Here is a 23,069-nt window from a genome sequence, read left to right on the forward strand (position 1 = left end):
TCGCTGCATAACTTATTTTAAAAATGTTCTTATGTGTTTGATATACTATTAATATAAATTTGAAATCTTTGGAGGAAATACAATTGAGTATTTGGTTGTTCCGAGCAGGCTCTCATGGTGAATATGAAAATAAGTTTATACAGGATAAACGTGTATATTTGACATGGGATGATTTAGATGTAAATTTAAATAGATTTCAAAGAAAAGAAAATCTTTACTCATTTTTGGTTGAAAAGTATGACTTAGAGAAAGAAAAGACAGCAATAAATTGGGCTTCGCAAATCTATCCAATTGCTCATCGGATGGAAATAGGTGATTGGGTTGTATTACCTAGTAAACTTAATCGAACGATTCATTTTGGGAAAATTACTAGTGAATACCAATACAATCCTACATCAGAAAGTCCATATTATCATTATCGCGATGTAGAATGGTTCTCATTAGATGTTCCAAGAGATAGATTTGAACAGGATATTTTATATTCAATGGTTGCCTTCATGACTGTGTGCAAAATTCATAAAAATAATGCAGAAGAACGTCTCAAAGAGATGTATAAGAATAATTGGCAAGTAGCACATAAACCTATACCTGAAAGACTTGAAGATACTGAAGATGAGGGAATTCCTGATTTAGAAGAGTATATACAGGATAGAATTTCAGAGCATATCATTAGGAAATTTAAAGGTCACAAGATGGAAATGCTTATTGAGGAAATCTTAAAAGCAAAGGGATTTACCACCTATAAAAGTCCTGAAGGGTCTGATCAAGGAGTCGATATTTTAGCAGCGGCCGATACATTAGGGTTCGGATCTCCTAAAATATGCGTTCAAGTAAAAACAACAGATTTGCCTGTGGATCGCCCAACGATGGACCAACTAATTGGGACTATGAGTAATTTTAATGCAGATTATGGATTACTTGTATCGTGGAACGGCTTTAAGAATTCTGTAATAAAGGAAATACCAAAACAATTTTTCCGAGTTAGATTATGGGATTCAGCGAAAATAATAGAACAGCTTTTAGAAAACTATGATAACCTTAGCGATGATATTAAAGCAGAAATTCCTTTGAAAAAAGTATGGATGCTAAATATTGAAGAGTAATACATTGGAGCTTGAAAGTAAGTAATCAAAAACATATGCCTAGACTTTGTTTAGGAAAAGTATTGAATAAGTCAAACCTTATTGTGACTTACTTACTCATATTATTCAGCTTCTTCTTCAGCAAGCAAGTTATTACCCCCGCCATCTTTTTCACATATATAATGGAATTATCCTATCAAAGCGAGGTCATACAAACATGAACTCTATCATCAAGAATGCTGCCAAATGTAAAACGTGCGGAGATGTAATTGAGTCCACGTACCGACATGATTTTAAAACCTGTTCCTGCGGCAAAGTTTCAGTGGATGGCGGGAAAGATTACATTAGAAGAGGTTTCCCTAAGCATCCTCCCGAGGATTGGTTTGAAGAGCTTTCTATATTTGAAGACAAACAAGAATAAGTTCCTAAAGGATATTAAATGTATTTTTGATCTTGAAATGCACCACAAAACATATGCTCCCCTTACGACAAATAGATTGGATTTATTTTTCTATTTGCCGTTTGGGGAGTTTTCTTTTGAGAATATATTGTTTTTAAAAGAGATGAAATAAGAGTTCAAAAGTTACTGTGAAATGGTCAATTCACCAAGAGAGAAACGTCTATTATAGGGTGTTTAGGTCCAGGCAAATCTTAATCTTAAGAATGCGAGAATGTAATTAGGATGCTTATTCTTATAGCATTGCTTTCTAATCCTAATCTTTATGATGAAATTCCATTTTTACAGTTACTTCAATCTTTCTAATATATTGTTAGGTAGGACTTATTCTTATGTGGGAATAGTAAAAAGAGAGGGCTTTTAACTTTTCTAAACGATCACCGCAGGAGGAGACCAACATTGCTGTTAGAAATTTGTATAATTTACACCATATAGATGCAGGGAAGATTTTTCTTAAAACACAGGGAAATAATATTTGTAAATTTTTTTGATGATTTCTATGTAAGTCTTTTGGAGAAGTATCCCCTGTCGTTGAGAAGAAAAGCAAAAGCAGACAGGCTCTTTTTAAAATTGATACGATGCTTCTTGGGGAGTAGTAAAGCAAGCAGACATAATAGTGGAGAAAAGGAGAAATGAGGAGGCAACTCTACTAGCTGTAATCGTGAATGGGAAGAAAAATCTACAGTCGTGATTAATTATGTATATGGTTGGTCTAGTGTCCAAAACTTATACAAATGCAATACACAAGGAAAGTCTTGAAACATTGTCTTAAATTCGTGAAGAGTATATGGAACAAAAGGCAAAAGACAGTGTTGAATGATTGAATGGGTGTTTAAATTAATTTTATACAAGGAAATCATCTTTCGTAAATAGGAAATCAAATATGACTTATGGACTATAGGTAGATTGATATAATTTGATTAGAAAGGGGTAACTGATTATGACGATGATTTGTCCAGAAGGATATATAGAGATGCAGAATAATAAAAGTTATATAGACTTGATAGAAGAGCGTGAATCTCTTATTAGAAAAATCCGTGAATTTGAAGAGAATATAAGTTCAACAGATGATTTTATGATCAGTCTATCTCCTTCTCCGGAAGTAGTATATCAGATGAACCTATTATATCTAGGTAAGCTATGTGAATTGATAGCAGAGGTATATAATCGGGAAAATGTATAAAGACCTATTATGCTAAAAATATATTCGAGGTCTCTGAAATTTGAGTGGTAAAGGCACCATCCTATATGAAAAAAGTCGTTGATGCTTACATTCACTGCCATGGGCCTGAAGAAAATGACCAATTGGCCGTGGAAAACCACATTTTATATTATTCTATAAAAGTTTTTTGGAATATCAAAAAAGGGTATATAACTCCTAGTGTATCACTTTATAGATGGAAAATAGGAGGTCCTAGTATGACATACAGAGATGTTTATATTGGTTCACTTGAAGATCCACATTTCCATTGGGAAGGTGGCGACCCCAGCGGTAATGTTCCTTGTAGGGAAAGTCCGTTCATTGAAACGGATAATGGATTTTTTGCGTTGATTGATCTAATTGATAAGGGAACTTATGATGGAAAACAAACTGATTGGGGCGGTTGGGTAGCTAGGTTGACCCCTTTGGAAATCAAGAATTTTGTAGAAACATATGGAACAACGAATAAGCAAACCATCTTAAACTATATACGAGGTCTAGATCCAGAGAAAAAATATGCCTTAGTAGCTTGTGAATTATAAAGGCCTGCATGGATCTATGATTCTTAGAGGTTCTCTGCTAGATAGGTTTTATGACTGCCATTATGGTTAGGTAAGGGGCGATACTAGATGAGAAATAGACAAAAAGAGAAAAGTTATACATACGAATATTCTATTCATCCGGTTTGGCAAGATCCCGATGGACGATATTACTGCAGAGCCGCCAATGCAGTGTTTAAGCCTGATACAATCTTTTGTTGGAGCTGTCCGTTATTAGGTGGATTTACCCAAGGGGAACAACAGGGAAATCCAGAATGTCATTTCTACGAACTAGAACCCAGGGATTACCTCAATGCTAAAGAAGACAAAAAACGGACTGACGGATTAATTCAAGCAGGAATTGTCCCTGAATTCCCAGACTTTATGCGTGATGAAGATAGACTTGAAGGTAATTCCATTATAGAAGAGGCATTGCAGTTTGCTGCCGTTGCACATAAAGGCACATGTCGAAAAGGGACGAAGATTCCTTATATAACACACTGTATGGAAGTGGGTAGCATTGTATCGGGTTTAACAAACAATCCCCATGTAATAGCTGCAGCTATATTGCATGATGTTGTCGAAGATACAAAATACACACTCGATGATATAGAAAAGAATTTCGGGAAAGAAGTTTCCTATTTGGTGGATCTAGAAACAGAAAATAAACAAAAGCAAAAAGATCCAGTACTCACCTGGAAAATAAGAAAGAGAGAATTTTTGGACCATTTAAACAATGCACCAAAAGAGGCAAAAATGATTACTCTTGGCGATAAACTGTCTAATATGCGAGCTATAAAGCGAGACTATGATAGAATAGGAGATTCGCTATGGGAACGCTTCAATCAAAAAGATAAAGATGAACAGGGCTGGTATTATAAAAGCATTCGTGATAAATTAACCGAGTTTTCCGAAATGGATGCTTGGAAGGAATATGACAGGCTAGTTCGCGATGTGTTTGGTGAACAATCCTCATTGAATAGTTGATTCAAAATCTCGAGAACATTGCTCTAAATATTATACGGAGTAATGCTTTTAATGTTTTCTTGGTAACTTCTATTAAGCTGGTCTATCTCACCATTATTTATTCACCAATCAAATGTTAGATGGTTTATCAAGTGGAGTAAAACTTATTTGGACTTAAAAGTGGCAACCATTATACAAATACAAAGATTTTGTGATGAACAGGTAACTAATGCAGAAAAAAGGAATTTGAATCTACAACAAAAAGAGTCTCTCTTACATTGAATAGGAGAGGCTTTTTTCGTTTTCTTCTGAAAAGGCCTCAATATAATGAGGCCTATTACATCAACTGTGTTTCAAAGTCAAAAAGTGATTTGAAGCAGTATTATGTTAAAGTGATATGTTTTTTAAATCTTCAAAAATGCTGTTTACCCAGTCAACGATCTCTAACTGTTTTTCTGGGTTTTCTTGCATAAGAGCAGACGTATAATTCTCAGATATACGAGTAATCGCATCCAGAAACTCATCTAGTGTTGGACATTCCTCAACCATAGCAATTACCGGATTGATCATCCCTAAAATCATAAATGAATTTATGTAGTCCCCATTATATAATTCGATGACAAATGAGTCGTCAGAAGAGCGACAAAAAAGAGTTAACTCTGTGACCAATTGGTCGTCTTCTCCTAAATTAACTATACGTTCGATGACGATTTGCTTCTTCAATAAATCTTCTGTGAAGTAATATGTACTCCCGCCATCATCACTTACTATTGTTGCTGCATATACGTTACCTAATTTGAGCACTTCACTTGATGTAGTCATTTTACTCACTCCTAATACAGAAAATTTATTATTTAAAGATAATTTTATTCTATCATATTTCATACGAAATAAATGCTAGGAGAATGTTTTTTGCTCTAAGTGGACCGACAAAGAAGAAACTGAGATGGATTTTTCAATGACAAAATGATAATGTCTGCTGTTTGATAAATTTAATATTATTAAAAATATATTTAATATTATTAAAAATTATGTTAAGTTAAGAATAAATTATACAAAGGAGGATTAATTTGGACAGAAACGATATTCCCAACTGGCTTCTATCTTTAGAGAGGGAGGACATTGAGTTCATTAAAAATTTCGTCCTAAATTCAGGGTCCTTAAAGGATATAGCGAAGGTTTATGAAGTGTCTTATCCAACCGTTCGACTTCGATTAGATAAACTCATCCAAAAAATTAAAGTGTATGATAGTTTGGAAGAGGAAGAGTTTATCACTTTCATTAAAAAACTGTCTATCGATGATCGGATTAGCCTAGAGGATGCCAAACTGATTATTGATAAGTACAAAAAGGAGGTGGATGCTAAATGAATGGCTTGTTTAGATTTTTCATGGTTTTAGTTATTTTTGCTGCTCAGCAGTATTTATCGACTAGGGACAAATTGTATTTAGGTGCTGTTATCCCTGTCCTATATTTGGCGGCCTTAATTTATGCCCAATGGTCAGGGCAGGTTGAATGGTCAGCTTTGAAGCTTGGTCTATACATAATCATTGGAGAGCTTTTCCTAGTGGGGTATTGGTTTAGTGGCCGGAAGATGGCAGCGAATAAAAGGGAGAAGGAACTGGCAAGGATGAAAGCCTTAGATTTATAACTTAAATGGATGGGGGATACATAATGAGCAAAGGGCGGGTAACGCTGCTTGATTCACTGAGGGGATTTAGCTTGCTGGGGATTTTAATGGCGAATTTGTTGATATTCCAATTCGGCTTATGGGGCAAGGATTTGATAGATACAGATGAATTATCAAAGATGGATTGGTTTTCTGTTCATTTTGTCAAAATTGTTTTCGAGTATTCGTTTATGCCGATATTTTCACTATTATTCGGGTATTCATTGGTGAAGCTTGCGGAAGCGATCAATGAAAAACGAGATAAATCCAGATGGCATCTCGTTCGCAGAGCTTTTGGCTTAATGACGATTGGAATGCTGCATGCTACATTTATTTGGGATGGGGACATCTTGTTTTATTACGGAGTGATGGTGCTAGTGTTGCTTCCTTTCCTATATAGAAAGCCTAAAACAATATTGATATGGGCAGGGATAACATTTATTCTATTCACGGCCGGAAGTTATGGGGATACGACCAATCAATTCGAGACACCGGAAATGCTTGCATTCGTCCAAAAGACAGATGAGGTGTATGCTAACGGTTCTTACACAGAGATCCGAGAATATAACGAAAACGCCATTCCTCCTATTTTAGAAGAGAATCCATTGTTGTTACTTGGCGCTTTGTTGTTGTCCCCGTTTGTGATGATGCCCATGTTTCTGATAGGGATGGTCATGGCAAAACAGCAATGGTTTGCCGATCCATCGAGTCAAAAAAGCGCCTATCGTCATGGATGGTGGCTCATACCAATCGGTATAACATTGAAGCTATTGAGTCACCTGGAAGGTTTGGAAACGTTCAGCGGAGTCTTCTCTCAATCGGGCGGACAATTGCTTGCATTTGGGTATGTCCTCGCATTTGCTCATTTATATGCCCAATATCAAGGTGGCTTCCTGTTTAGAGCTTTTGAATCCATGGGGAAATTATCACTCACGAATTATTTGATGCAATCGGTCATCATGACGCTTGTTTTCTATGAATATGGTCTAGGGTACTATCAAGAAATCAGCTTCACAGCAAGCGTCCTATTAGGCATACTGGTCTTTTCGGTGCAATGTGCATGCAGTTTCTGGTACCTCCAATATGTAAAAAGAGGGCCTGTTGAATACCTTCTCCGTGTATGGACCAATCTTTCTTGGCGAGGGAAAGTGAAAGAAATAAAGTCTTCTGGTAGTGATGCTGCTTAAGAGAAATGAAGAATTGGCTTGTTTTTATACATATTGCTTTTAGAAGCTCATCTAATAGCCAATCGATTTCTGTTTTTGTGAAGACAAATAAAAAGACCATGATGCAAAAATTAATTTATTGTTCATTAAGGTCTTTTTAACGAGGATAAGTTAAACATAAGAAAGTAGATATTTATAAAGCAAAGGGTACAGTATGATACACAAGGGACATAAGTGATAGTGCCTGTCACCACCCGAAAAATCTTGTTGCCCGGGATGTTCCACAAGGGATTACGTATTGATTCCTATGGTAAAGGGTCACGGTGTTATCATGAATGACTCTTGTTAAACGGGTTATAATGAAATCTATCGATAACTAAGTACTAGGGACTTTTTGTAGGTGTTGCTCTATCCAAGCATGCGCTTCCAAAGGTCTCTTTTTGTGTTGTGATGGACTTTTAACACACATGCACTTTGCCAATCGATCAGGTAAGTTTCATCTTACACATTTCACCAGATGTTCATTTTTCTATGATTCATAATCAGACTTACTACATAGATAGCCCCTTAACCTGGCTTATCGGTGTTTTGGAAACAAAAAGATGGAGGAAATACAGGTTTTCCTCCATCTTTTTTTCCTGTCTCTCTTCAAGTTAAATAATTTTATTCCTCGTTGTTGACGCCTTATGTATGCAATAAAAATCAGCACAAAGCATTAATAAGATATTCCTTGTCTCCTATTATTGTAATCTTTAAAAACGAATTCATTATCCTCCAATAACTTATTAAGCTGAAAGATAAACATTATAGAAATATATTCTAAAATTGTTGACATTTATAAAATGAATCATGTACATTGTATGTAACCGGTTACACAAATTGGTTGATGAGGTGATATATGACTACGATAAGAGATGTTGCCAAACGAGCGGGTGTCTCGGTAGCTACTGTATCACGCTACTTTAATAATGGTTATGTCAGCGAGAAAGCACGTGAGAAGGTAGAAGAAGCGATTGCGAGCCTAGCTTACCAGCCAAGCCATATTGCGAGGTCGCTCAGTACGAAACAAACGAAGGCAATCGGGCTTATTATTCCTGATATTATGAACCCGTTCTTTCCTGAGCTGGCTAGAGCGGTAGAGGATGTGGCAGTGGCGAATGGATATGCACTTATCTTATGCAATTCAGATGAGCAGAGAGAGAAAGAAAAGAACTATATTGAAACCCTATCTAGGAAATATGTTGCTGGTATGATTCTGGCGACTAGTGAATTGGAGAAGACATATTATGAGCAGTTGAATGTGCCAATCGTCGCATTGGATCGGCCGATAGGGAGCGGGTTTCCGACCGTTATGACAAGGAATGAGGAAGGAGCGCAGCTTGGCACAGAGTTTCTAATCAATCAAAAGGTGCGCCATATAGCTTGCTTAAGAGGGCCGGAAGGATTAAGGCCGGCAGAAGACCGTTTAAAAGGATTTTTGAAAGCGATTTCAAATACTTCGGTCTCTATGACGGTTGTTCCTTGTCCCTTTGAATATATGGAATCAGAGAAAATCGTAAAAGATCTATTACAAAAAGATGAAACGATTGATGCCATCTTTGCCTGCAGTGATATATCCGCCATTGGCGCCATAAAAGCGGCTCATTCTTTAGGAATCTGTATTCCTGACCAAGTACAGATTATGGGCTTTGATGGGATTAGCTTGGGAGAAATGATGAATCCGAGCTTAGCTACAGTCGCCCAAAATATATATGAGCTTGGATCAAGAGCAACGGAAATGCTGATCAAAAAAATAGATGGAAACACAATCGATCGGTTAGATGAATATGTTTCCCCGCAATTAATCATACGAGAATCAGTCAAGGGGGCTAGAAAATGATTACGGTTATCGGAAGTATCAATATGGATTTAGTTTGTGAAACAAATAATCTCCCGAAACATGGAGAAACCGTCCTAGGCCGGCGATTTGAAACCGTTCCGGGAGGCAAGGGAGCCAATCAAGCGGTTGCTGCGGCGCGCTTAGGAAGTTCAGTCACAATGATAGGCGCAGTCGGACATGACAGCTTTGGCTCAGTGCTAAAGCAAAAGCTGGAGGATGAGAAGGTAGATACAAGCTACATAGAATGTGTAAGCACGAATACGGGGATTGCCAATATTATTGTCTACAATGGCGACAATCAAATCATTGTCGTTCCCGGAGCTAACTTTCAGGTGACTCCATCTATGGTAAAAAAACACAGGGAGCTGATTAGTCAATCAGCGATGGTCATCATGCAGCTGGAAATCCCGCCTGATACGGTGGAGTACATCTTGGGATTATGCAGGGAATCAGAAGTACCAGTCATAGTAAATCCGGCTCCGGCAGAGAATTTCCAGATTGAGTGGATGGACAAGATTACGTATCTTACTCCGAATGAAACAGAGGTAACAGAGATATTCGGCACTTCGCCTGAACAAGCTGTTCGTAACTATCCGAATCAATTAATTGTGACTCTTGGTGAAAGCGGAGCGATGTACTTTGATGGCCAAGACATCATCAAAGTAGAGGGCTACCCAGTTGTACCTGTTGATACAACTGGGGCAGGGGACACATTTAATGGAGCGTTTGCTCATGCGATGACAGAAGGGAAATCCATTAAGGAAGCTGTCCGTTTTGCGAATATTGCCGGGTCCTTATCCGTTGAGAAATTTGGGGCTCAAGGCGGCATGCCTACCGAAGCGGAAGTGGCAGCCAGGATGAAGGGGAGAGCGCTATGAAGAAGAATGGAATGTTGAACCGTGAGCTGGCGGGGATTTTTGGCAAGCTAGGCCATACGGATCAAATTGTTATTGCCGATTGCGGTCTGCCTGTACCAGACGGAACAACGTGTATCGACCTAAGCTACAAAATAGGGGAGCCTGGTTTTTTGCCAGTGGTTGAAGCCGTGTTGGAGGATGTAGAAGTGGAACAGGCGGTTATCGCCGAAGAAATGGAAGAGAATAATCAATCTCTTCATACATGGATTAATAAGCGCTTTGAAGATATACAGGTGGTTTCTCATGAAGATTTTAAGGAGCGGACAAAATCAGCCAAGGTGATTATTCGTACAGGCGAAGCAACTCCATATGCCAACATCATCTTACAAAGCGGAGTTATCTTCTAAAAGAAAGCTGGTGACACTTCAATGATACAAATGTCAGGGATTTCGAAAGCGTTCAATGGAAATGTCGTTCTGAACAATGCCCAGTTTGAATTAAAGCAGGGTGAGATTCATGCCCTAATGGGGGAAAATGGTGCTGGGAAGTCCACCTTGATGAAAATTCTGGCGGGAATCTATACAAAGGATAGCGGCGAAGTAAGAGTGAACGGGAAACTGATGGACTTTAAGTCAACGAAGGATTCCGAGAAAGAGGGTATTCATGTCATCCATCAGGAGCTAAACATCCTGCCTGATCTCTCTGTTGCCGATAACTTATTCCTTGGAAAAGAATACACGTACAAGCTAGGATTCTTGAAACAAAAGAAAATGGAAAAAGAAGCGAAGGAATTGCTGGCAAAGCTTGGCCTGCACATCAATCCGAAAAAAAGAGCAGGTGATCTATCCGTCGGTAAACAGCAAATCATCGAAATCGCAAAGGCCATTGCTTCAGATGCGAAATATATTGTCATGGATGAACCGACAGCTGCGTTGACTGATCGTGAAATCACGACTCTATTCCAAACCATAAGAGAATTGAAAAGCAAAGGAATATCCTTTGTCTATATATCTCACCGGATGGAGGAAATCTTTTCGATATGTGACCGGATTACCGTTTTAAGGGACGGGCAGTATGTTGGGGTGAAACGAATTCAGGAAACAAGCTTTGATGAGATTGTCTCCATGATGGTCGGGCGAGCGCTTGGTAATCGGTTTCCGATAAGGGAATCTAGTATTGGGGATATAAAGCTTGAGGTGCGTGGTTTAAGTGCTGATGTAGCTTTTGAAGATGTATCATTCACACTGAGAAAGGGCGAGGTGCTAGCGCTGGCTGGACTAATGGGAGCGGGGCGTACCGAGGTTGCTGAAACATTATTTGGCTATCGGAAGGCTACCGGGGGTGAGATTTTACTAGATAATCAGCCCGTTAGAATAAAAGATTCGATTGAGGCCATGAAGTATGGTATTGGTTTTGTCACAGAGGACAGAAAATCAAAAGGATTAGTCCTGGATTTTTCGATAAAGGAAAATATCATGCTGGCTAATTTGGAAAAAGGTTCGAAGGGCGGGTTTATTCAGCCCAAAAAGGAAGAAAAACTGGTTGACCATCATATGAAACAATTACGCATCCGGGCCTCCAGCGCAGAACAGCTCGTGAAATCCCTGTCAGGGGGGAACCAGCAAAAGGTGGTTATCGCAAAATGGCTTGAAACAAAGCCTGAGATATTAATACTCGATGAGCCTACGCGTGGGGTTGATATCGGAGCCAAAAAAGAAATCTATCAGATTATCAATCAATTAGCTGAATCAGGTGTAGCGATATTGATGATTTCCTCAGAGCTGCCTGAGGTGATCGGAATGGCTGATAGAGTCATCGTCATGCAGGAAGGCAAATTAACGGGTGTAGTAGAAAAACATGAAATGACACAAGAGCGGATCATGCATTTTGCGACAGGAGGAGAGAAAGTTGTCCAAAATAAATTATAAAGAATTACTGCCAAAGCTCGGACCTCTATTTGGATTGTTATTGCTAATCGTAGTCTTAACATTGCTTAATCCCAATTTCTTAACGGTATCGAATCTATTAAATGTACTCAGGCAGGTGTCCATTAGCGGATTGATCGCATTCGGCATGACCTTTGTTATTCTGACTGGCGGCATTGATCTATCCGTTGGTTCCACGCTGGCGTTAACCGGAGCTGTAGCTGCTAGTCTTATAGCAAGCGGGACAGACCCCATTATTGCCATGGGGGTAGCCCTCGTTCTCGGTTTAATCCTGGGAGCCATCAATGGAATTATCATCACAAAGGGCAGGGTTGCACCATTTATCGCCACACTCGCCACCATGACCGTTTATCGTGGATTTACGCTTGTTTATACAGAAGGTAAACCAGTCTCCGGACTAGGTGATTCAGTCACATTCCAGATGTTTGGGAAAGGATACTTCCTCGGAATCCCTGTACCTGTCATCACCACAATCCTGGCATTTATTGTCCTTTATCTCATTCTTCATAAAACAAACTTCGGCCGCCGCGTATATGCCGTTGGCGGAAATGAAGAAGCATCTAAATTATCGGGTATCAACACAGATCGTGTGAAGATTTGGGTCTATGCCATCACGGGGCTTTTAGCTTCTGTGTCTGCTCTAATCCTGACCTCCAGATTGAATTCTGCCCAGCCAACGGCAGGGGAGTCGTATGAGCTTGATGCCATCGCGGCTGTTGTACTTGGCGGCACTTCGCTGACGGGAGGAAGAGGATGGATATTTGGCACATTGGTTGGGGTCTTAATTATAGGTGTTTTAAATAATGGGATGAACTTAATTGGGGTATCTTCATTCTTCCAACAAGTTGTGAAGGGTGTAGTTATATTACTAGCCGTAATGCTAGATAGAAAGAAACAAGCATAATATGAAGGAGTGTTTAGGAATGAAAAAGTTTTCAATTCTTGTACTGGCTGTATTGATGTCGATTGTAATGGCTGCTTGTTCGATGGAATCAGGTGGAGGCTCTTCATCTAAATCTGATTCCTCCAAGAATGATGAGGTTGTCATTGGCTTCTCTGTATCTACATTAAATAACCCATTCTTTGTTTCTTTAAGTGATGCTGCTAAAGAAAAAGCAAAAAGTGAAGAAGCAAAAATCACCGTTGTAGACGCTCAGGATGATGCTTCTAAACAAGCATCTGATATCGAGGACTTAATTCAGCAAAAGGTTGACTTGATCATGATTAACCCAGTGGATTCCTCTGCCGTTGCCTCTGCGGTTGAATCAGCTAATAGTGCTGGCATTCCAGTTATCACGGTAGACCGTTCCTCTGAAGGCGGAGAAGTCGTTTCTCATATTGCCTCTGATAATAAAGCTGGCGGTGAAATGGCAGGAGAATACTTACTTTCTCAAGTCGATAAAGGGGCCAAGATAGCTGTGTTAGAAGGAGTAGCGGGTTCCTCAGCAGCTATTGACCGCGGCGAAGGTTTTGTGAAAGCGGTTGATGGTCAAGTGGATATCGTAGCAAGCCTTACAGCCAACTTCGATCGTTCCGAAGGATTAACCGTTATGGAGAATATTCTTCAAGCTAACCCGGATGTAAAAGCCGTATTTGCCCAAAATGATGAAATGGCATTAGGCGCTCTTGAAGCAATTCAAGCGGAAGGAAAAGATATTGTTGTCGTTGGCTTTGACGCGACAGATGATGCGGTAGCAAAGGTAGAGGCTGGTGAAATGGCCGCAACCGTTGCCCAACAGCCAGGATTGATCGGTGAAACGGCCGTGAAAACAGCGGTAGAATATTTAAATGGTGACGAACCAGAAGACTTCATTCCAGTAGAATTGGAATTGGTAACGAAAAAGTAAAAGGTACAGTATGATACGTAAGGGACAGAGTGAGAATGAATCGATTCTTACTCTGTCCCTTTTATTGCTCATGAATGGTACATTGTTATTTGTATAAATGACTAGGATCAGGCAGGGATGATTTGGTCTCCTTTTAATTTAAGCCTAATCATTCTCACATACATATATTTGAAGAGTTCCAACATAGTGTCAGGTAAGTGGCAATCATAAGCGGGAATAGAGGGAAAGGAAGGTTCAAACTTTGTAAAAGCTTTGTATAGGCGCATCAGGCAAGTTGTTGAATGATCTGCATATCGCGTCCGATTTTGCCAGGCAGCTTTCCTATATTGATTTCTTGTGCGCAACATATGCCCATAAAAGCTTACTATTCCGAGTAAGATTAGTTCGTCCATTCAAAAAATCGAAAGGGAGGAGCCACATGGAAACTGAATTCATAAACGTAACAACAGAAAACCTTGCTAATGAGCACTTATGCTGCATTATCCGAAGCAGAAAGCCTCATCCAGGGGTTGAAGCAAAACGACAATGGCTATCAGACCGGCTGAATGAAGGTCATGTTTTTCGAAAGTTAAAGGCAAAGGCGGCGGTTTTTATCGAATATGCTCCTCTTGAGACAGCATGGGTTCCGGTCATGGGTGACAACTATTATTATATCTATTGTTTATGGGTTTCTGGCAGCTACAAAGGAAAAGGGTATGGAAAGGCACTGATGGATTATTGCTTGGCCGATGCGATAGAAAAGGGGAAATCCGGCGTTTGTATGCTCGGAGCCAAAAAACAAAAAGGATGGCTTTCTGACCAATCATTTGCAAAGAAGTTCGGCTTTGAGGTTGTTGATACAACCGATCGTGGATATGAATTGTTAGCCCTTTCTTTTGATGGAAAGGCGCCAAAGTTTGCACCAAATGCAAAAACCGAAACAATCGACAGTCAAGAGCTGACCATTTATTATGATAAGCAGTGCCCATATATCTATCAAAGCATCGAGAAAATTAAACAGTATGGTGAAATGAATGGCATTCCTCTGAGATTAATAGAAGTCAATACACTGCAAAAAGCAAAGGGATTGCCATGCGTTTTCAATAACTGGGCTGTGTTTTATAAAGGGAAGTTTGAGACGGTGAATTTGTTAGATGCTGCTTATTTAAAAAGGATACTTAATAAATAGGATGACGTAGCAAAGTCAATAGAGAAAATATGATATGGTTAACAAAAGACTGGTCGTACACCGATCCATATAAGGAGTTACTGATCATATGACATTAAAAATAGTCTCTTACATTAGCAACTACATCCCTGAGTTTGGTTATTCTACTGCTGAAGAAAGGGAGTTCTTACCGATTAATCATCCTGATGCGAAGAAGGCTGCACAAAAAGCACTAGACTACGACAATCACATCTATCTGCCCGGTTATATAGAAATGACTTATGAAGATAAAGTATTTCTCAGCAGCTCAGAGCGGACAGAAGATATGCTTTTTACATGGTGGGATATCATTTGGTATTTACATAATTTTGATGAGGAAATTGAATATGATATAACCCTCCTAGACAATATATCGACACTTAACATAATGAAGAAAGAAACGGATTTTTATATCGTATTAGATTCCTATCATATAGAGGCTCCCAATAATATTAGTACTTTGGTCATTCCGCAAAGGATCTTAATTGACGTTATGATCAGTGCTTTTAAGGAGTTTTTGATCTTTTGTAAAAGCGGATTGATTTTTAATGAAGAATCACAGTTTAAAAGTGTCATTGAGTTAGAAGGGAAATTGAATAGTATATAGAGATAAAGGGTACTGGATGTCTTGATTTATTGTGTATCGATAATTGTGAATCGCATATTTATAAGTCAGGTTTGTAAATTAAAATACCCCCATCCGATGGGGGTATTTATGATTATTGATCCAAGTAATCATCGGAAACATCAGAATCTACATCCTCCTCATCACCATAAGGATCCATTTCGATTTCATCCTCATCAGTTTCTTCTTCTAAATCAGATTCCTCTACTAAAGTATCATCATAAGCATCCTCTGCATCTTCCTCTATCAGTAGGCTTTCATCTTCTTCGAGGTCTTCCTCATAATAATCGGGGTCATCATACATGTCATCGTAACCTTCATCATGATCGTATTCATAGTCATCATATTCACTATAATCTTCTTCAAATTCAGAGTCATCATAATCATATTCGTAATCTTCATAATAGCTATCGTATTCTTCTTCGTATGAACCACCGTCAAAATAACCTTCATTCCCATAGAGATCCTCATAATAAAAGACGCCTGCTTCATTGTAAAAGAGTTGATTTATCTCCTGTTCGCTCATTGGGGCAGAGGACCATTGAGTGACTGTGTTCATAATCTTGTAGAGCGGGATGCTGAAGCCGATATTGTCTTCGCCATTCATTTTGGCAGAGTTTATGGCAATCACTTTTTCCGTTTTTCTATCTAACAAGGGACCGCCGCTGCTGCCGGGCGCGAGGGGAGCTGATATTTGGTAAATGCCGTCATATAAATGGGGCTCGATAACAAAGGTTCTATCTACGCCGCTTATATTTCCTAAAGTTGCTGAATTCTCTAGTCCTCTTGGGCTTCCGAGTGCAATGATTTCGTCACCTAATTGGGACTTATCAGTTGTTTCAATAGACAGGGGTGTTTGATTAGCCAGGTTGGGGACACGGATCAAAGCGATATCGACTTCATTGCTGTAGCCGATGACAGTTCCTTGATGTTCCGTACCATTATGATCTTTTACGATGGCCAATGTATTTCCTTCCACGACATGTGCATTGGTGAGAATATCTCCGTTCTTATTGATAAGAAAGCCGGAGCCTTGAGAGGTTCCATTCGAAATCGTAAATACTTTTGAGAGTGATTCTTCAATTATTTGAGATACATCTTTAGGAGCGGTACTTGTTTTCTGTAAGGCAGGTTTGGGTGCTTCCTTTTTTGTCTTTTTTACAACTTCTTTTACTTGTTCTGGTTTATCCTGGATAGATTGTTCTGCTTCCTTTTTTTCATTGAAAAGATAGAAACCGTAAGAAGCCATTACGCATAGGCATAATGTCGTGATAAGTGCTAATCCCCATATGATTATTTTCTTAGATTTTCTTTCTGTCTTATTTCCACAAGCCGAGCAATATCTAGGCTGACGCGAGAAGGGTTCACCGCATTTTGAACAATATATTTGAATCACTCCTTATAGGGTCTTATGTACTATGATAATAGTTTAATACATTTGGACATCATTTACAATAATTGGAATTTAAGTTTGGCGGATTTATTTTATTCGTTAGGGGTTAAGGGATATTCGCAACGTCCTTTTTATGGTACTGACAATTACTTCAAGCTCACCAATATATTGTGAGGTAGGTCATATTCCTTAGCGGGAATAGTAGAAAGAGGGGGTCTTCAGCTTTTGCTTTAACTATTTCTAAAGGAGGAAATGAACATGACCATTAGTAGTTTGTTAAAGCACGAATTCGTTGGAGAAGACAAGGAACATGTTTGCGACTTGATGAATGTCTTTGTAGAGAACACAGAGAACAGGCATCAACTGGTTAAGATTCATGAGGTCACTTTTTCAAAAAGAGAGGGAAAAACAGTAGCGGTGATGGAGTATTATTTAGGCGATGATTAAGCTGTTAGTATCCACTTTTACCAGGATGATCATTTTTAGATTACTGTCTGGATAGGTGGGATGATGAGGGGAATTCTATTACTTATGATGAAAAAGCTAATGAAGATACTGTTGTCATTCCGGATATATCACAAATTTGTGACCCGTCCGGTTTTGACAATTGGTGTTATTGGGGTGTCCCTGACTTAATGCCAGGCGCATGATATGATGTTAAAATCTATTCTTAGTAAGCTTTTTATGTAAGAGTGGGGTTCTGCCTGATTTTTTGTGAATGTGGATGAGAATTTTGCGTATGCATCATCGGGCCTTTAAAGGCTCTTTTTTGTCGTCCTAGTGTATTTGAATTTAAACGAAAAAGGCAAGGCAATCGGGCGATAAGGTGGCTGAAGTAAATCCATTTGAAGAAATTGAGGAAATAATAGAAGTAAAATTCACTGAGGATATGAAAGAGGAAGATAGGAGGATTTAGTATGAATCTAACCGAAAAAGCCAAGATATTTGCTACCAAAGCACATGATGGACAAACGAGAAAACTCACGGGGAAACCGATGATTGGCCATCCTATCCGTGTTGCGGAAACCTTAAGAAAAGCGGGATTTTCAGAGGAAGTCATTGCAGCGGGCTATCTGCATGACACGGTGGAAGATACTCCTGTCACCATGGAGGAGATTAAACGCGAATTTGGGGAGAGAGTGGCAGAGGTGGTGGCCGGAAATACGGAAAACAAAGCCCATTCCTGGCATGATCGTAAGCAGCATACCATTGAAGCTATTAAAACCGCTCCTCTTGAAGTGAAAGCGTTAGTGGTGGCCGATAAGCTGGATAACTTGCGCTCACTTGCTGAAGACATCAACGATGCGGGAGAGGGGATATGGGCAAAATTCAAAAAAGGCCGAGACGAGCAGAAATGGTATTTCACGGGTGTGGCGAAGCATATGCGTGATGGTCTTGATACTGAGGAAATCCCAGCCTTTTTCGATGAGTATGAACAGCTGGTCCATACATTTTTTAATCAATAAGCGGCTTTTGTCGCTTTTTTTGTTTGCTCAGGAGTTGCATACCTAGCACTTCCTGAGCACGGGTAGAATGAATATGGAAATTTGAGATTGCTAGAGATGTTACTGGAATTTTATTGAATAAACAACATTAATATAGTAAAAACCTATGCAATCACTTATTGATTTCAGTAAAGTTTGAATTTTTAAACATAATAAAATAATAAAAAAAGCTTTGAACTTCCTATATTATTATGATAAATTTTAAATGTAAGGTTTATGCAAACGTTTTCGTTATGTGCAAGCATTTTAGTATTTTGAAAGAGTAATATTCTTTTTATTTACATATTGTTGAAAGCGTTTTCTTAAACCTAAAACATCATAGAAAAGAGAGGGTAAAAGTATGAAACGTAAAAAGTGGTATGCAGGTGCTTTATCAGCTTCGCTATTAGCAACAGCTATCTTAACGGGATGTTCATCGGATAGCTCCTCATCTAGCAGCGGAGACAAGGTTACTATTGATGTTTTCCAATTTAAAGTAGAGTTTAAAGATCAATTTGAAGCAGTGGCAGAAAAGTATGAAAAGGAAAATCCAAATGTAGATATTAATATTACGACAGTCGGCGGCGGAGAGGATTATGGTGCAGCATTGAAATCGAAATTCGCTTCCGGTAAGGAACCGGCTATCTATAATGTTGGCGGTCCGCAGGATGTGGAGGACTGGAAGGATAAATTAGCGGATTTATCGGATACAGAAGCCTCTAAAGCAGCGTTAGAGGGAACTCTTGACGGTGTCACAACAGATGATAAAGTACTTGGCCTTCCATATAACCAAGAAGGATACGGCCTGCTTTATAACAAAGAAATCTTCGAAAAAGCCGGTATTAAGGCAGAGGAAATCACCACAACGGAAGCGCTTGAAAAAGCCGTTAAAACCATTGACAGCAAAAAAGATGAACTTGGTATTAAAGCGGTTTTCGCTTTGCCAGGTAAAGAAAAGTGGGTAACAGGCTTGCATTCCTCCAACGTGTTCCTTTCTCCTGAATTTGACGAGAACATCATGAATGCATATAACGCTGACAGTGTTGATTTCAAATATGGCGATCAATTCAAATGGTATATTGATCTCTCCAATAAATATTCCATTCAGCCAACAGTCAGTCTTGACTATTCTCAACAAGTTGAAGAAAACTTCTCTCTTGGTAAAGTAGCCATGATTCAACAAGGTAACTGGGTATACAGCTCCATCGAAGGAATTGACGAGGAATTCGCTCAAGAAAACGTTGGTATCCTGCCAATTCCTGTAGAAGGCTATAAAGAAGATTCTCTTCCAGTTGGCATTCCAATGTACTGGGGCGTAAACAGCAACAAGGATGAAAAAGTGATTGAAGCATCCAAAGATTTCTTAGATTGGTTGTACACATCTGATGAAGGTAAGAAGACCGTTCTTGAAGACTTCAGCTTTATCCCTGCTTATGAAGGCTATGATTCCAGCAAAATCGCGGATCCAATCTCCAGAGAAGTCTATGAATATGCGACTGAGGGCAAAACAATTGGTTGGGTATTCATGGGCTATCCAACTGGTTGGGGCGAGAACAAATTGGGTGTAAACATCCAAAAATATTTAAGTGATGAAATGACTTGGGATGAATTAGTCAAAGAATCACAAAAATCTTGGACAGAAGCTCGATAATATTCGGATAACGAAAAACGGCAAAACAAAGTAGAACATCTTGGGCTACTTTGTTTTGCTGGATACATTGTTTAATGAATATTAGAAGGCATTCCTGTCATGAATTTGGAGGGGTAATAATGCGTACTCGCAGTTTTTCCTACTGGCTATTTCTAACACCTGTTCTCGTATCGCTATTTTTGGTCGTCCTTTTACCGCTAGGACTCGGAATCTTTTATTCATTTACAGACTGGAATGGAATTCAGACAACTGCTTTTGTAGGGTTCCAAAACTATATCGGTATTTTCCAGGAGAAAGAATTCGTAGATGCCTTGTGGTTCACCGTGAAATTCTCCCTCGTATCGATCATTTTAATTAACGTGATTGGTTTAGTATTGGCCTTAATTGTTACTTCAAGAATCAAATCAAGTAATTTCCTTCGGACTATATTCTTTATGCCGAACCTAATTGGCGGGTTAATTTTAGGATTTATTTGGCAGTTCATTTTCACGAAAGCCTTTGACGCGGTGGGTGTAGCCTTGGGTTATGAAGGGCTGCAAGGTTGGTTATCTACTTCTTCTACAGGATTTTGGGGATTAGTGATCCTGATGAGCTGGCAAATGGCTGGCTATATTATGATTATTTACATTTCCTATCTTGAAAGCGTTCCAGAAGAATTAACTGAAGCTGCCGAGATTGATGGAGCAAACTATTTTCAAAAGCTTCGTGCAATTATTTTCCCTCTCGTTGCACCGGCATTTACAGTTAGTATGTTCTTGACGCTGTCCAATACATTTAAGCTATATGATCAGAACTTAAGTTTAACAGGCGGCGGTCCTTATAATTCCACACAAATGGTGGCGATGGAAATCTTCCAGACAGCGTTTAAAGAAAGTGATATGGCCTATGCATCAGCAAAAGCCGTTGTCTTCTTCTTAATTGTCGCATCCATCAGCTTGACACAGGTGTACATCAACAAGAAAAGGGAGGTTGAGTTGTAATGCGCAGAAAGCATAACTGGCCTTTAGAAATCATCGGGATTATGTTGGCTTTACTTTGGCTCTCCCCATTTTATATCATGATTGTCAACTCCTTTAAAACGAAGAAGGAAATGTTTACAGATGTCTTAAATCTTCCGGAAGCCCTTAATTTCGACAACTATGTAGAAGCCTTTAAACAATTGGATTTCCTGAAGACACTCTTTAATTCCGTCTTCATTACCGTTGTGAGTGTCGTGTTGATTATTCTCTTTTCTTCCATGGCAGCGTATGCTCTTTCACGGAATAAAAGTAAGGTGAGTACAGTTTTATTCTTTGTATTCGTGGCAGCGATGCTGATCCCTTTCCAAACCGTTATGATTCCATTAATCTCGGTTTTTGGTAAGTTTGAAATGCTGAACCGTGCAGGGTTAATCTTTATGTACGTTGGTTTTGGCGCCAGCTTGTCCATCTTTCTGTACCATGGATCGTTAAAGGGGATATCCCAATCATTGGATGAAGCAGCAACGATTGATGGGGCCAACAGATGGCAAATCTTTTGGCATATTATCTTCCCAATATTGAAGCCTATTACGGTTACGGTTGCTATCTTGAATACGATTTGGATTTGGAATGACTATTTGCTGCCTTCCCTTGTTATTAATCAGGATGGTATGCAGACTCTACCGCTTAAGATGTTCTTCTTCTTTGGGGAGTATACAAAACAATGGCATCTTGCCCTTGCTGGATTAACTCTGGCCATTCTTCCGGTCATTATCGGCTACTTCTTTGCGCAAAAACAAATTATTAAAGGTGTATCCGAGGGTGCCGTGAAATAAGGATACAGGAACGGAGGTAGGGCATTGGCGGATGTAACGATTAAAGATGTTGCCAGAGAAGCGAATGTAGCACCATCCACTGTATCAAGGGTACTCAAGGATAGCCCGCATATCAGCAGTCAAACAAAACGCAGAGTCCGGAAAGTGATGGAACGGTTGGGGTATACCCCTAATTTCCAGGCTCAAAGCTTAGTCGGGAAAAGCACACAGACCATTGGTGTTATTATGCCTGACACAGCGTATCACGCATTTAAGAATCCGTTCTTCTCGGTCGTTCTTCGCGGGATTAGCCGTAGAGCCAATGAGCAGAAATATGGACTATATTTATCGACCAGTTATACACGAGAAGGAATCTATGAAGAAGTGGTTTCGATGGTACAAGGAAAAAGGGTAGACGGGCTCATCCTCTTGTATTCTCGTAAAAATGATGAGGTCATTGAGTTCCTGAAAGAGGTTGATTTTCCTTTTACGGTGATAGGCAGACCGCTCATGCATGAAAACAGCATTACGTATGTCGATAATGATAATGTGACCGTCGCCAAAGACGTGACAAATTATCTCATCAAGCTTGGGCATAAACACATTGCCTTTATTGGCGGAAACGAAAACTTTGCCGTAACCGTTGACCGCTTAAAGGGATACCGGGATGCCTTAGAGGAGAGTGGAATTCCATTCTGCGAAGATTATTTGATTGATGAACAGCTATTTAATGATCATGGGTTCGAATCGATTAAAAGCCTAATGGAACTGAAACCTATCCCAACAGCCATCATTGCCCAGGATGATTTGACTGGGTATGAGATCTTAAGCTATCTGGAAAAACTGACTATTCGTGTACCAGAGGATGTCTCCATCATCGGGTTTAATAATCAAACACTCTCTCAGCATTCAAAACCACCTTTGACGTCTGTGGAAATCAATATTCCTCGACTAGGTATTGAAGCAACGAATTGTTTAATCGAAAAGATTAAGAACCCGAATACTTTCGCAAAGCGGGTTACGATTCCAACTGAGTTTATGGAGCGGGAATCGTGCAGAAAGATAGAATAGGCATTCTTTTGGCCACCTTTCTTATGAAGGGTGGCTTTTATCATGTGCCGGATATGATTAATAGCTAGATGGAGCTTATAATCTACAAGCCAATAAATAACGGGACATGAACCTGGTTCAAAAGTCTATTCAGGAATCTATCAGTATCCTTCGTCAAGGAGATTCCAGCAATATGACAACTATTTTTCTGTTCTATTCTACATTAATCGCTACTCCGTTTGCTTATTGCTCTTTTAGGAAACTAGTATTCACCGGTTTACAGGGTGAAAAGGCGGG

Annotated in this window: 24 protein-coding genes; 22 read left to right on the forward strand and 2 right to left on the reverse strand. The window is 39.3% G+C overall.

Annotated features, from left to right (window positions below; genetic code table 11):
* The first annotated feature begins 83 nt into the window (after positions 1–83).
* From ACY8DX_RS09620 to ACY8DX_RS09640, 5 genes are all read left to right on the forward strand, one after another.
* The gene (locus ACY8DX_RS09620) at positions 84–1,103 is read left to right on the forward strand and encodes a restriction endonuclease (protein WP_462406697.1); all 1,020 of its coding nucleotides are present in this window, start codon (positions 84–86) and stop codon (positions 1,101–1,103) included.
* A gap of 196 nt (positions 1,104–1,299) precedes the next feature.
* Positions 1,300–1,503, forward strand: coding sequence for a DUF7695 domain-containing protein (locus tag ACY8DX_RS09625; RefSeq protein ID WP_462406698.1), 204 nt, complete (start codon positions 1,300–1,302; stop codon positions 1,501–1,503).
* Positions 1,504–2,479: 976 nt separating this feature from the next.
* On the forward strand, positions 2,480–2,722 hold the full coding sequence (locus tag ACY8DX_RS09630; RefSeq protein ID WP_462406699.1) for a hypothetical protein: 243 nt from the start codon (positions 2,480–2,482) through the stop codon (positions 2,720–2,722).
* A 65-nt stretch (positions 2,723–2,787) separates the two neighbouring features.
* The gene (locus tag ACY8DX_RS09635; protein ID WP_462406700.1) at positions 2,788–3,282 is read left to right on the forward strand and encodes a hypothetical protein; all 495 of its coding nucleotides are present in this window, start codon (positions 2,788–2,790) and stop codon (positions 3,280–3,282) included.
* 87 nt (positions 3,283–3,369) lie between these two features.
* Positions 3,370–4,266, forward strand: a complete 897-nt coding sequence (locus ACY8DX_RS09640; RefSeq protein WP_462406701.1) for an HD domain-containing protein — start codon at positions 3,370–3,372, stop codon at positions 4,264–4,266.
* A 366-nt stretch (positions 4,267–4,632) separates the two neighbouring features.
* Here the strand turns inward: ACY8DX_RS09640 and ACY8DX_RS09645 are convergent, their stop codons facing one another.
* On the reverse strand, positions 4,633–5,130 hold the full coding sequence (locus tag ACY8DX_RS09645; protein WP_462406702.1) for a hypothetical protein: 498 nt from the start codon (positions 5,128–5,130) through the stop codon (positions 4,633–4,635).
* 185 nt (positions 5,131–5,315) lie between these two features.
* Here ACY8DX_RS09645 and ACY8DX_RS09650 point away from each other — a divergent pair, with 185 nt between their 5' ends.
* The 11 genes from ACY8DX_RS09650 (at position 5,316) to ACY8DX_RS09700 (ending at position 15,402) form a co-directional block, all read left to right on the forward strand.
* The gene (locus ACY8DX_RS09650; protein WP_049671118.1) at positions 5,316–5,615 is read left to right on the forward strand and encodes a DUF2089 family protein; all 300 of its coding nucleotides are present in this window, start codon (positions 5,316–5,318) and stop codon (positions 5,613–5,615) included.
* Positions 5,612–5,896 carry a hypothetical protein gene (locus tag ACY8DX_RS09655; RefSeq protein WP_049671117.1) on the forward strand — a complete coding sequence of 95 codons (285 nt, stop codon included), beginning with the start codon at positions 5,612–5,614 and terminating at the stop codon, positions 5,894–5,896. Before ACY8DX_RS09650 ends, ACY8DX_RS09655 begins: the two co-directional genes overlap by 4 nt.
* Before the next feature lie 23 nt (positions 5,897–5,919).
* Entirely contained in the window at positions 5,920–7,101 is a 1,182-nt protein-coding gene (locus ACY8DX_RS09660) for a DUF418 domain-containing protein (protein ID WP_462406703.1), read from the forward strand.
* Between the two features lie 877 nt (positions 7,102–7,978).
* A complete protein-coding gene (locus ACY8DX_RS09665) occupies positions 7,979–8,959 on the forward strand; it encodes a LacI family DNA-binding transcriptional regulator (protein WP_462406704.1) in 981 nt (326 codons plus the stop codon).
* The gene (gene rbsK / locus ACY8DX_RS09670) at positions 8,956–9,837 is read left to right on the forward strand and encodes a ribokinase (protein WP_462406705.1); all 882 of its coding nucleotides are present in this window, start codon (positions 8,956–8,958) and stop codon (positions 9,835–9,837) included. Before ACY8DX_RS09665 ends, rbsK begins: the two co-directional genes overlap by 4 nt.
* Entirely contained in the window at positions 9,834–10,223 is a 390-nt protein-coding gene (gene rbsD, locus ACY8DX_RS09675; protein ID WP_462406706.1) for a D-ribose pyranase, read from the forward strand. The genes rbsK and rbsD overlap by 4 nt, the downstream gene beginning before the upstream one ends.
* A gap of 21 nt (positions 10,224–10,244) precedes the next feature.
* Entirely contained in the window at positions 10,245–11,744 is a 1,500-nt protein-coding gene (locus ACY8DX_RS09680) for a sugar ABC transporter ATP-binding protein (protein WP_462406707.1), read from the forward strand.
* Entirely contained in the window at positions 11,725–12,666 is a 942-nt protein-coding gene (locus ACY8DX_RS09685) for an ABC transporter permease subunit (protein ID WP_462406708.1), read from the forward strand. Before ACY8DX_RS09680 ends, ACY8DX_RS09685 begins: the two co-directional genes overlap by 20 nt.
* A 19-nt stretch (positions 12,667–12,685) precedes the next feature.
* Entirely contained in the window at positions 12,686–13,609 is a 924-nt protein-coding gene (locus tag ACY8DX_RS09690; protein WP_462406709.1) for a D-ribose ABC transporter substrate-binding protein, read from the forward strand.
* Positions 13,610–14,027: 418 nt separating this feature from the next.
* A complete protein-coding gene (locus tag ACY8DX_RS09695) occupies positions 14,028–14,777 on the forward strand; it encodes a GNAT family N-acetyltransferase (protein ID WP_462406710.1) in 750 nt (249 codons plus the stop codon).
* 88 nt (positions 14,778–14,865) lie between these two features.
* Complete coding sequence (locus ACY8DX_RS09700) at positions 14,866–15,402, forward strand: hypothetical protein (RefSeq protein ID WP_462406711.1); 537 nt, start codon at positions 14,866–14,868, stop codon at positions 15,400–15,402.
* 112 nt (positions 15,403–15,514) lie between these two features.
* Here the strand turns inward: ACY8DX_RS09700 and ACY8DX_RS09705 are convergent, their stop codons facing one another.
* A complete protein-coding gene (locus ACY8DX_RS09705; RefSeq protein ID WP_462406712.1) occupies positions 15,515–16,669 on the reverse strand; it encodes a S1C family serine protease in 1,155 nt (384 codons plus the stop codon).
* 402 nt (positions 16,670–17,071) lie between these two features.
* On the opposite strand from ACY8DX_RS09705, the gene ACY8DX_RS09710 reads away from it, so the two are divergent.
* The 6 genes from ACY8DX_RS09710 to ACY8DX_RS09735 all read left to right on the forward strand — a co-directional run bounded on the left by ACY8DX_RS09710 (position 17,072) and on the right by ACY8DX_RS09735 (position 22,793).
* On the forward strand, positions 17,072–17,260 hold the full coding sequence (locus ACY8DX_RS09710) for a hypothetical protein (protein WP_462406713.1): 189 nt from the start codon (positions 17,072–17,074) through the stop codon (positions 17,258–17,260).
* A 470-nt stretch (positions 17,261–17,730) separates the two neighbouring features.
* A complete protein-coding gene (locus ACY8DX_RS09715) occupies positions 17,731–18,279 on the forward strand; it encodes an HD domain-containing protein (protein ID WP_462406714.1) in 549 nt (182 codons plus the stop codon).
* A gap of 379 nt (positions 18,280–18,658) precedes the next feature.
* Positions 18,659–19,948, forward strand: a complete 1,290-nt coding sequence (locus ACY8DX_RS09720; protein WP_462406715.1) for an ABC transporter substrate-binding protein — start codon at positions 18,659–18,661, stop codon at positions 19,946–19,948.
* A gap of 119 nt (positions 19,949–20,067) precedes the next feature.
* Positions 20,068–20,928 (forward strand): carbohydrate ABC transporter permease, encoded by an 861-nt coding sequence (locus ACY8DX_RS09725; RefSeq protein ID WP_439802709.1) that lies wholly within the window; start codon positions 20,068–20,070, stop codon positions 20,926–20,928.
* Positions 20,928–21,743, forward strand: coding sequence for a carbohydrate ABC transporter permease (locus ACY8DX_RS09730; RefSeq protein ID WP_049671102.1), 816 nt, complete (start codon positions 20,928–20,930; stop codon positions 21,741–21,743). The genes ACY8DX_RS09725 and ACY8DX_RS09730 overlap by 1 nt, the downstream gene beginning before the upstream one ends.
* Before the next feature lie 24 nt (positions 21,744–21,767).
* Positions 21,768–22,793 carry a LacI family DNA-binding transcriptional regulator gene (locus ACY8DX_RS09735; RefSeq protein WP_462406716.1) on the forward strand — a complete coding sequence of 342 codons (1,026 nt, stop codon included), beginning with the start codon at positions 21,768–21,770 and terminating at the stop codon, positions 22,791–22,793.
* Positions 22,794–23,069: the final 276 nt, after the last annotated feature.

The organism is Gracilibacillus sp. Marseille-QA3620 (genome assembly GCF_054950035.1).

Excerpts from the sequence above, each read along its gene's own strand:
- ACY8DX_RS09720 (WP_462406715.1), top strand. The coding sequence starts at position 18,659 with ATGAAACGTAAAAAGTGGTATGCAGGTGCTTTATCAGCTTCGCTATTA.
- ACY8DX_RS09695 (WP_462406710.1), top strand. The coding sequence starts at position 14,028 with ATGGAAACTGAATTCATAAACGTAACAACAGAAAACCTTGCTAATGAG.
- rbsK (WP_462406705.1), top strand. The coding sequence starts at position 8,956 with ATGATTACGGTTATCGGAAGTATCAATATGGATTTAGTTTGTGAAACA.
- ACY8DX_RS09715 (WP_462406714.1), top strand. The coding sequence starts at position 17,731 with ATGAATCTAACCGAAAAAGCCAAGATATTTGCTACCAAAGCACATGAT.
- ACY8DX_RS09700 (WP_462406711.1), top strand. The coding sequence starts at position 14,866 with ATGACATTAAAAATAGTCTCTTACATTAGCAACTACATCCCTGAGTTT.
- ACY8DX_RS09660 (WP_462406703.1), top strand. The coding sequence starts at position 5,920 with ATGAGCAAAGGGCGGGTAACGCTGCTTGATTCACTGAGGGGATTTAGC.
- ACY8DX_RS09710 (WP_462406713.1), top strand. The coding sequence starts at position 17,072 with ATGACCATTAGTAGTTTGTTAAAGCACGAATTCGTTGGAGAAGACAAG.
- ACY8DX_RS09640 (WP_462406701.1), top strand. The coding sequence starts at position 3,370 with ATGAGAAATAGACAAAAAGAGAAAAGTTATACATACGAATATTCTATT.
- ACY8DX_RS09730 (WP_049671102.1), top strand. The coding sequence starts at position 20,928 with ATGCGCAGAAAGCATAACTGGCCTTTAGAAATCATCGGGATTATGTTG.
- ACY8DX_RS09705 (WP_462406712.1), bottom strand. The coding sequence starts at position 16,669 with ATGGCTTCTTACGGTTTCTATCTTTTCAATGAAAAAAAGGAAGCAGAA.
- ACY8DX_RS09635 (WP_462406700.1), top strand. The coding sequence starts at position 2,788 with ATGAAAAAAGTCGTTGATGCTTACATTCACTGCCATGGGCCTGAAGAA.
- ACY8DX_RS09625 (WP_462406698.1), top strand. The coding sequence starts at position 1,300 with ATGAACTCTATCATCAAGAATGCTGCCAAATGTAAAACGTGCGGAGAT.
- ACY8DX_RS09680 (WP_462406707.1), top strand. The coding sequence starts at position 10,245 with ATGATACAAATGTCAGGGATTTCGAAAGCGTTCAATGGAAATGTCGTT.
- ACY8DX_RS09645 (WP_462406702.1), bottom strand. The coding sequence starts at position 5,130 with ATGAAATATGATAGAATAAAATTATCTTTAAATAATAAATTTTCTGTA.
- rbsD (WP_462406706.1), top strand. The coding sequence starts at position 9,834 with ATGAAGAAGAATGGAATGTTGAACCGTGAGCTGGCGGGGATTTTTGGC.
- ACY8DX_RS09665 (WP_462406704.1), top strand. The coding sequence starts at position 7,979 with ATGACTACGATAAGAGATGTTGCCAAACGAGCGGGTGTCTCGGTAGCT.
- ACY8DX_RS09630 (WP_462406699.1), top strand. The coding sequence starts at position 2,480 with ATGACGATGATTTGTCCAGAAGGATATATAGAGATGCAGAATAATAAA.
- ACY8DX_RS09725 (WP_439802709.1), top strand. The coding sequence starts at position 20,068 with ATGCGTACTCGCAGTTTTTCCTACTGGCTATTTCTAACACCTGTTCTC.
- ACY8DX_RS09690 (WP_462406709.1), top strand. The coding sequence starts at position 12,686 with ATGAAAAAGTTTTCAATTCTTGTACTGGCTGTATTGATGTCGATTGTA.
- ACY8DX_RS09655 (WP_049671117.1), top strand. The coding sequence starts at position 5,612 with ATGAATGGCTTGTTTAGATTTTTCATGGTTTTAGTTATTTTTGCTGCT.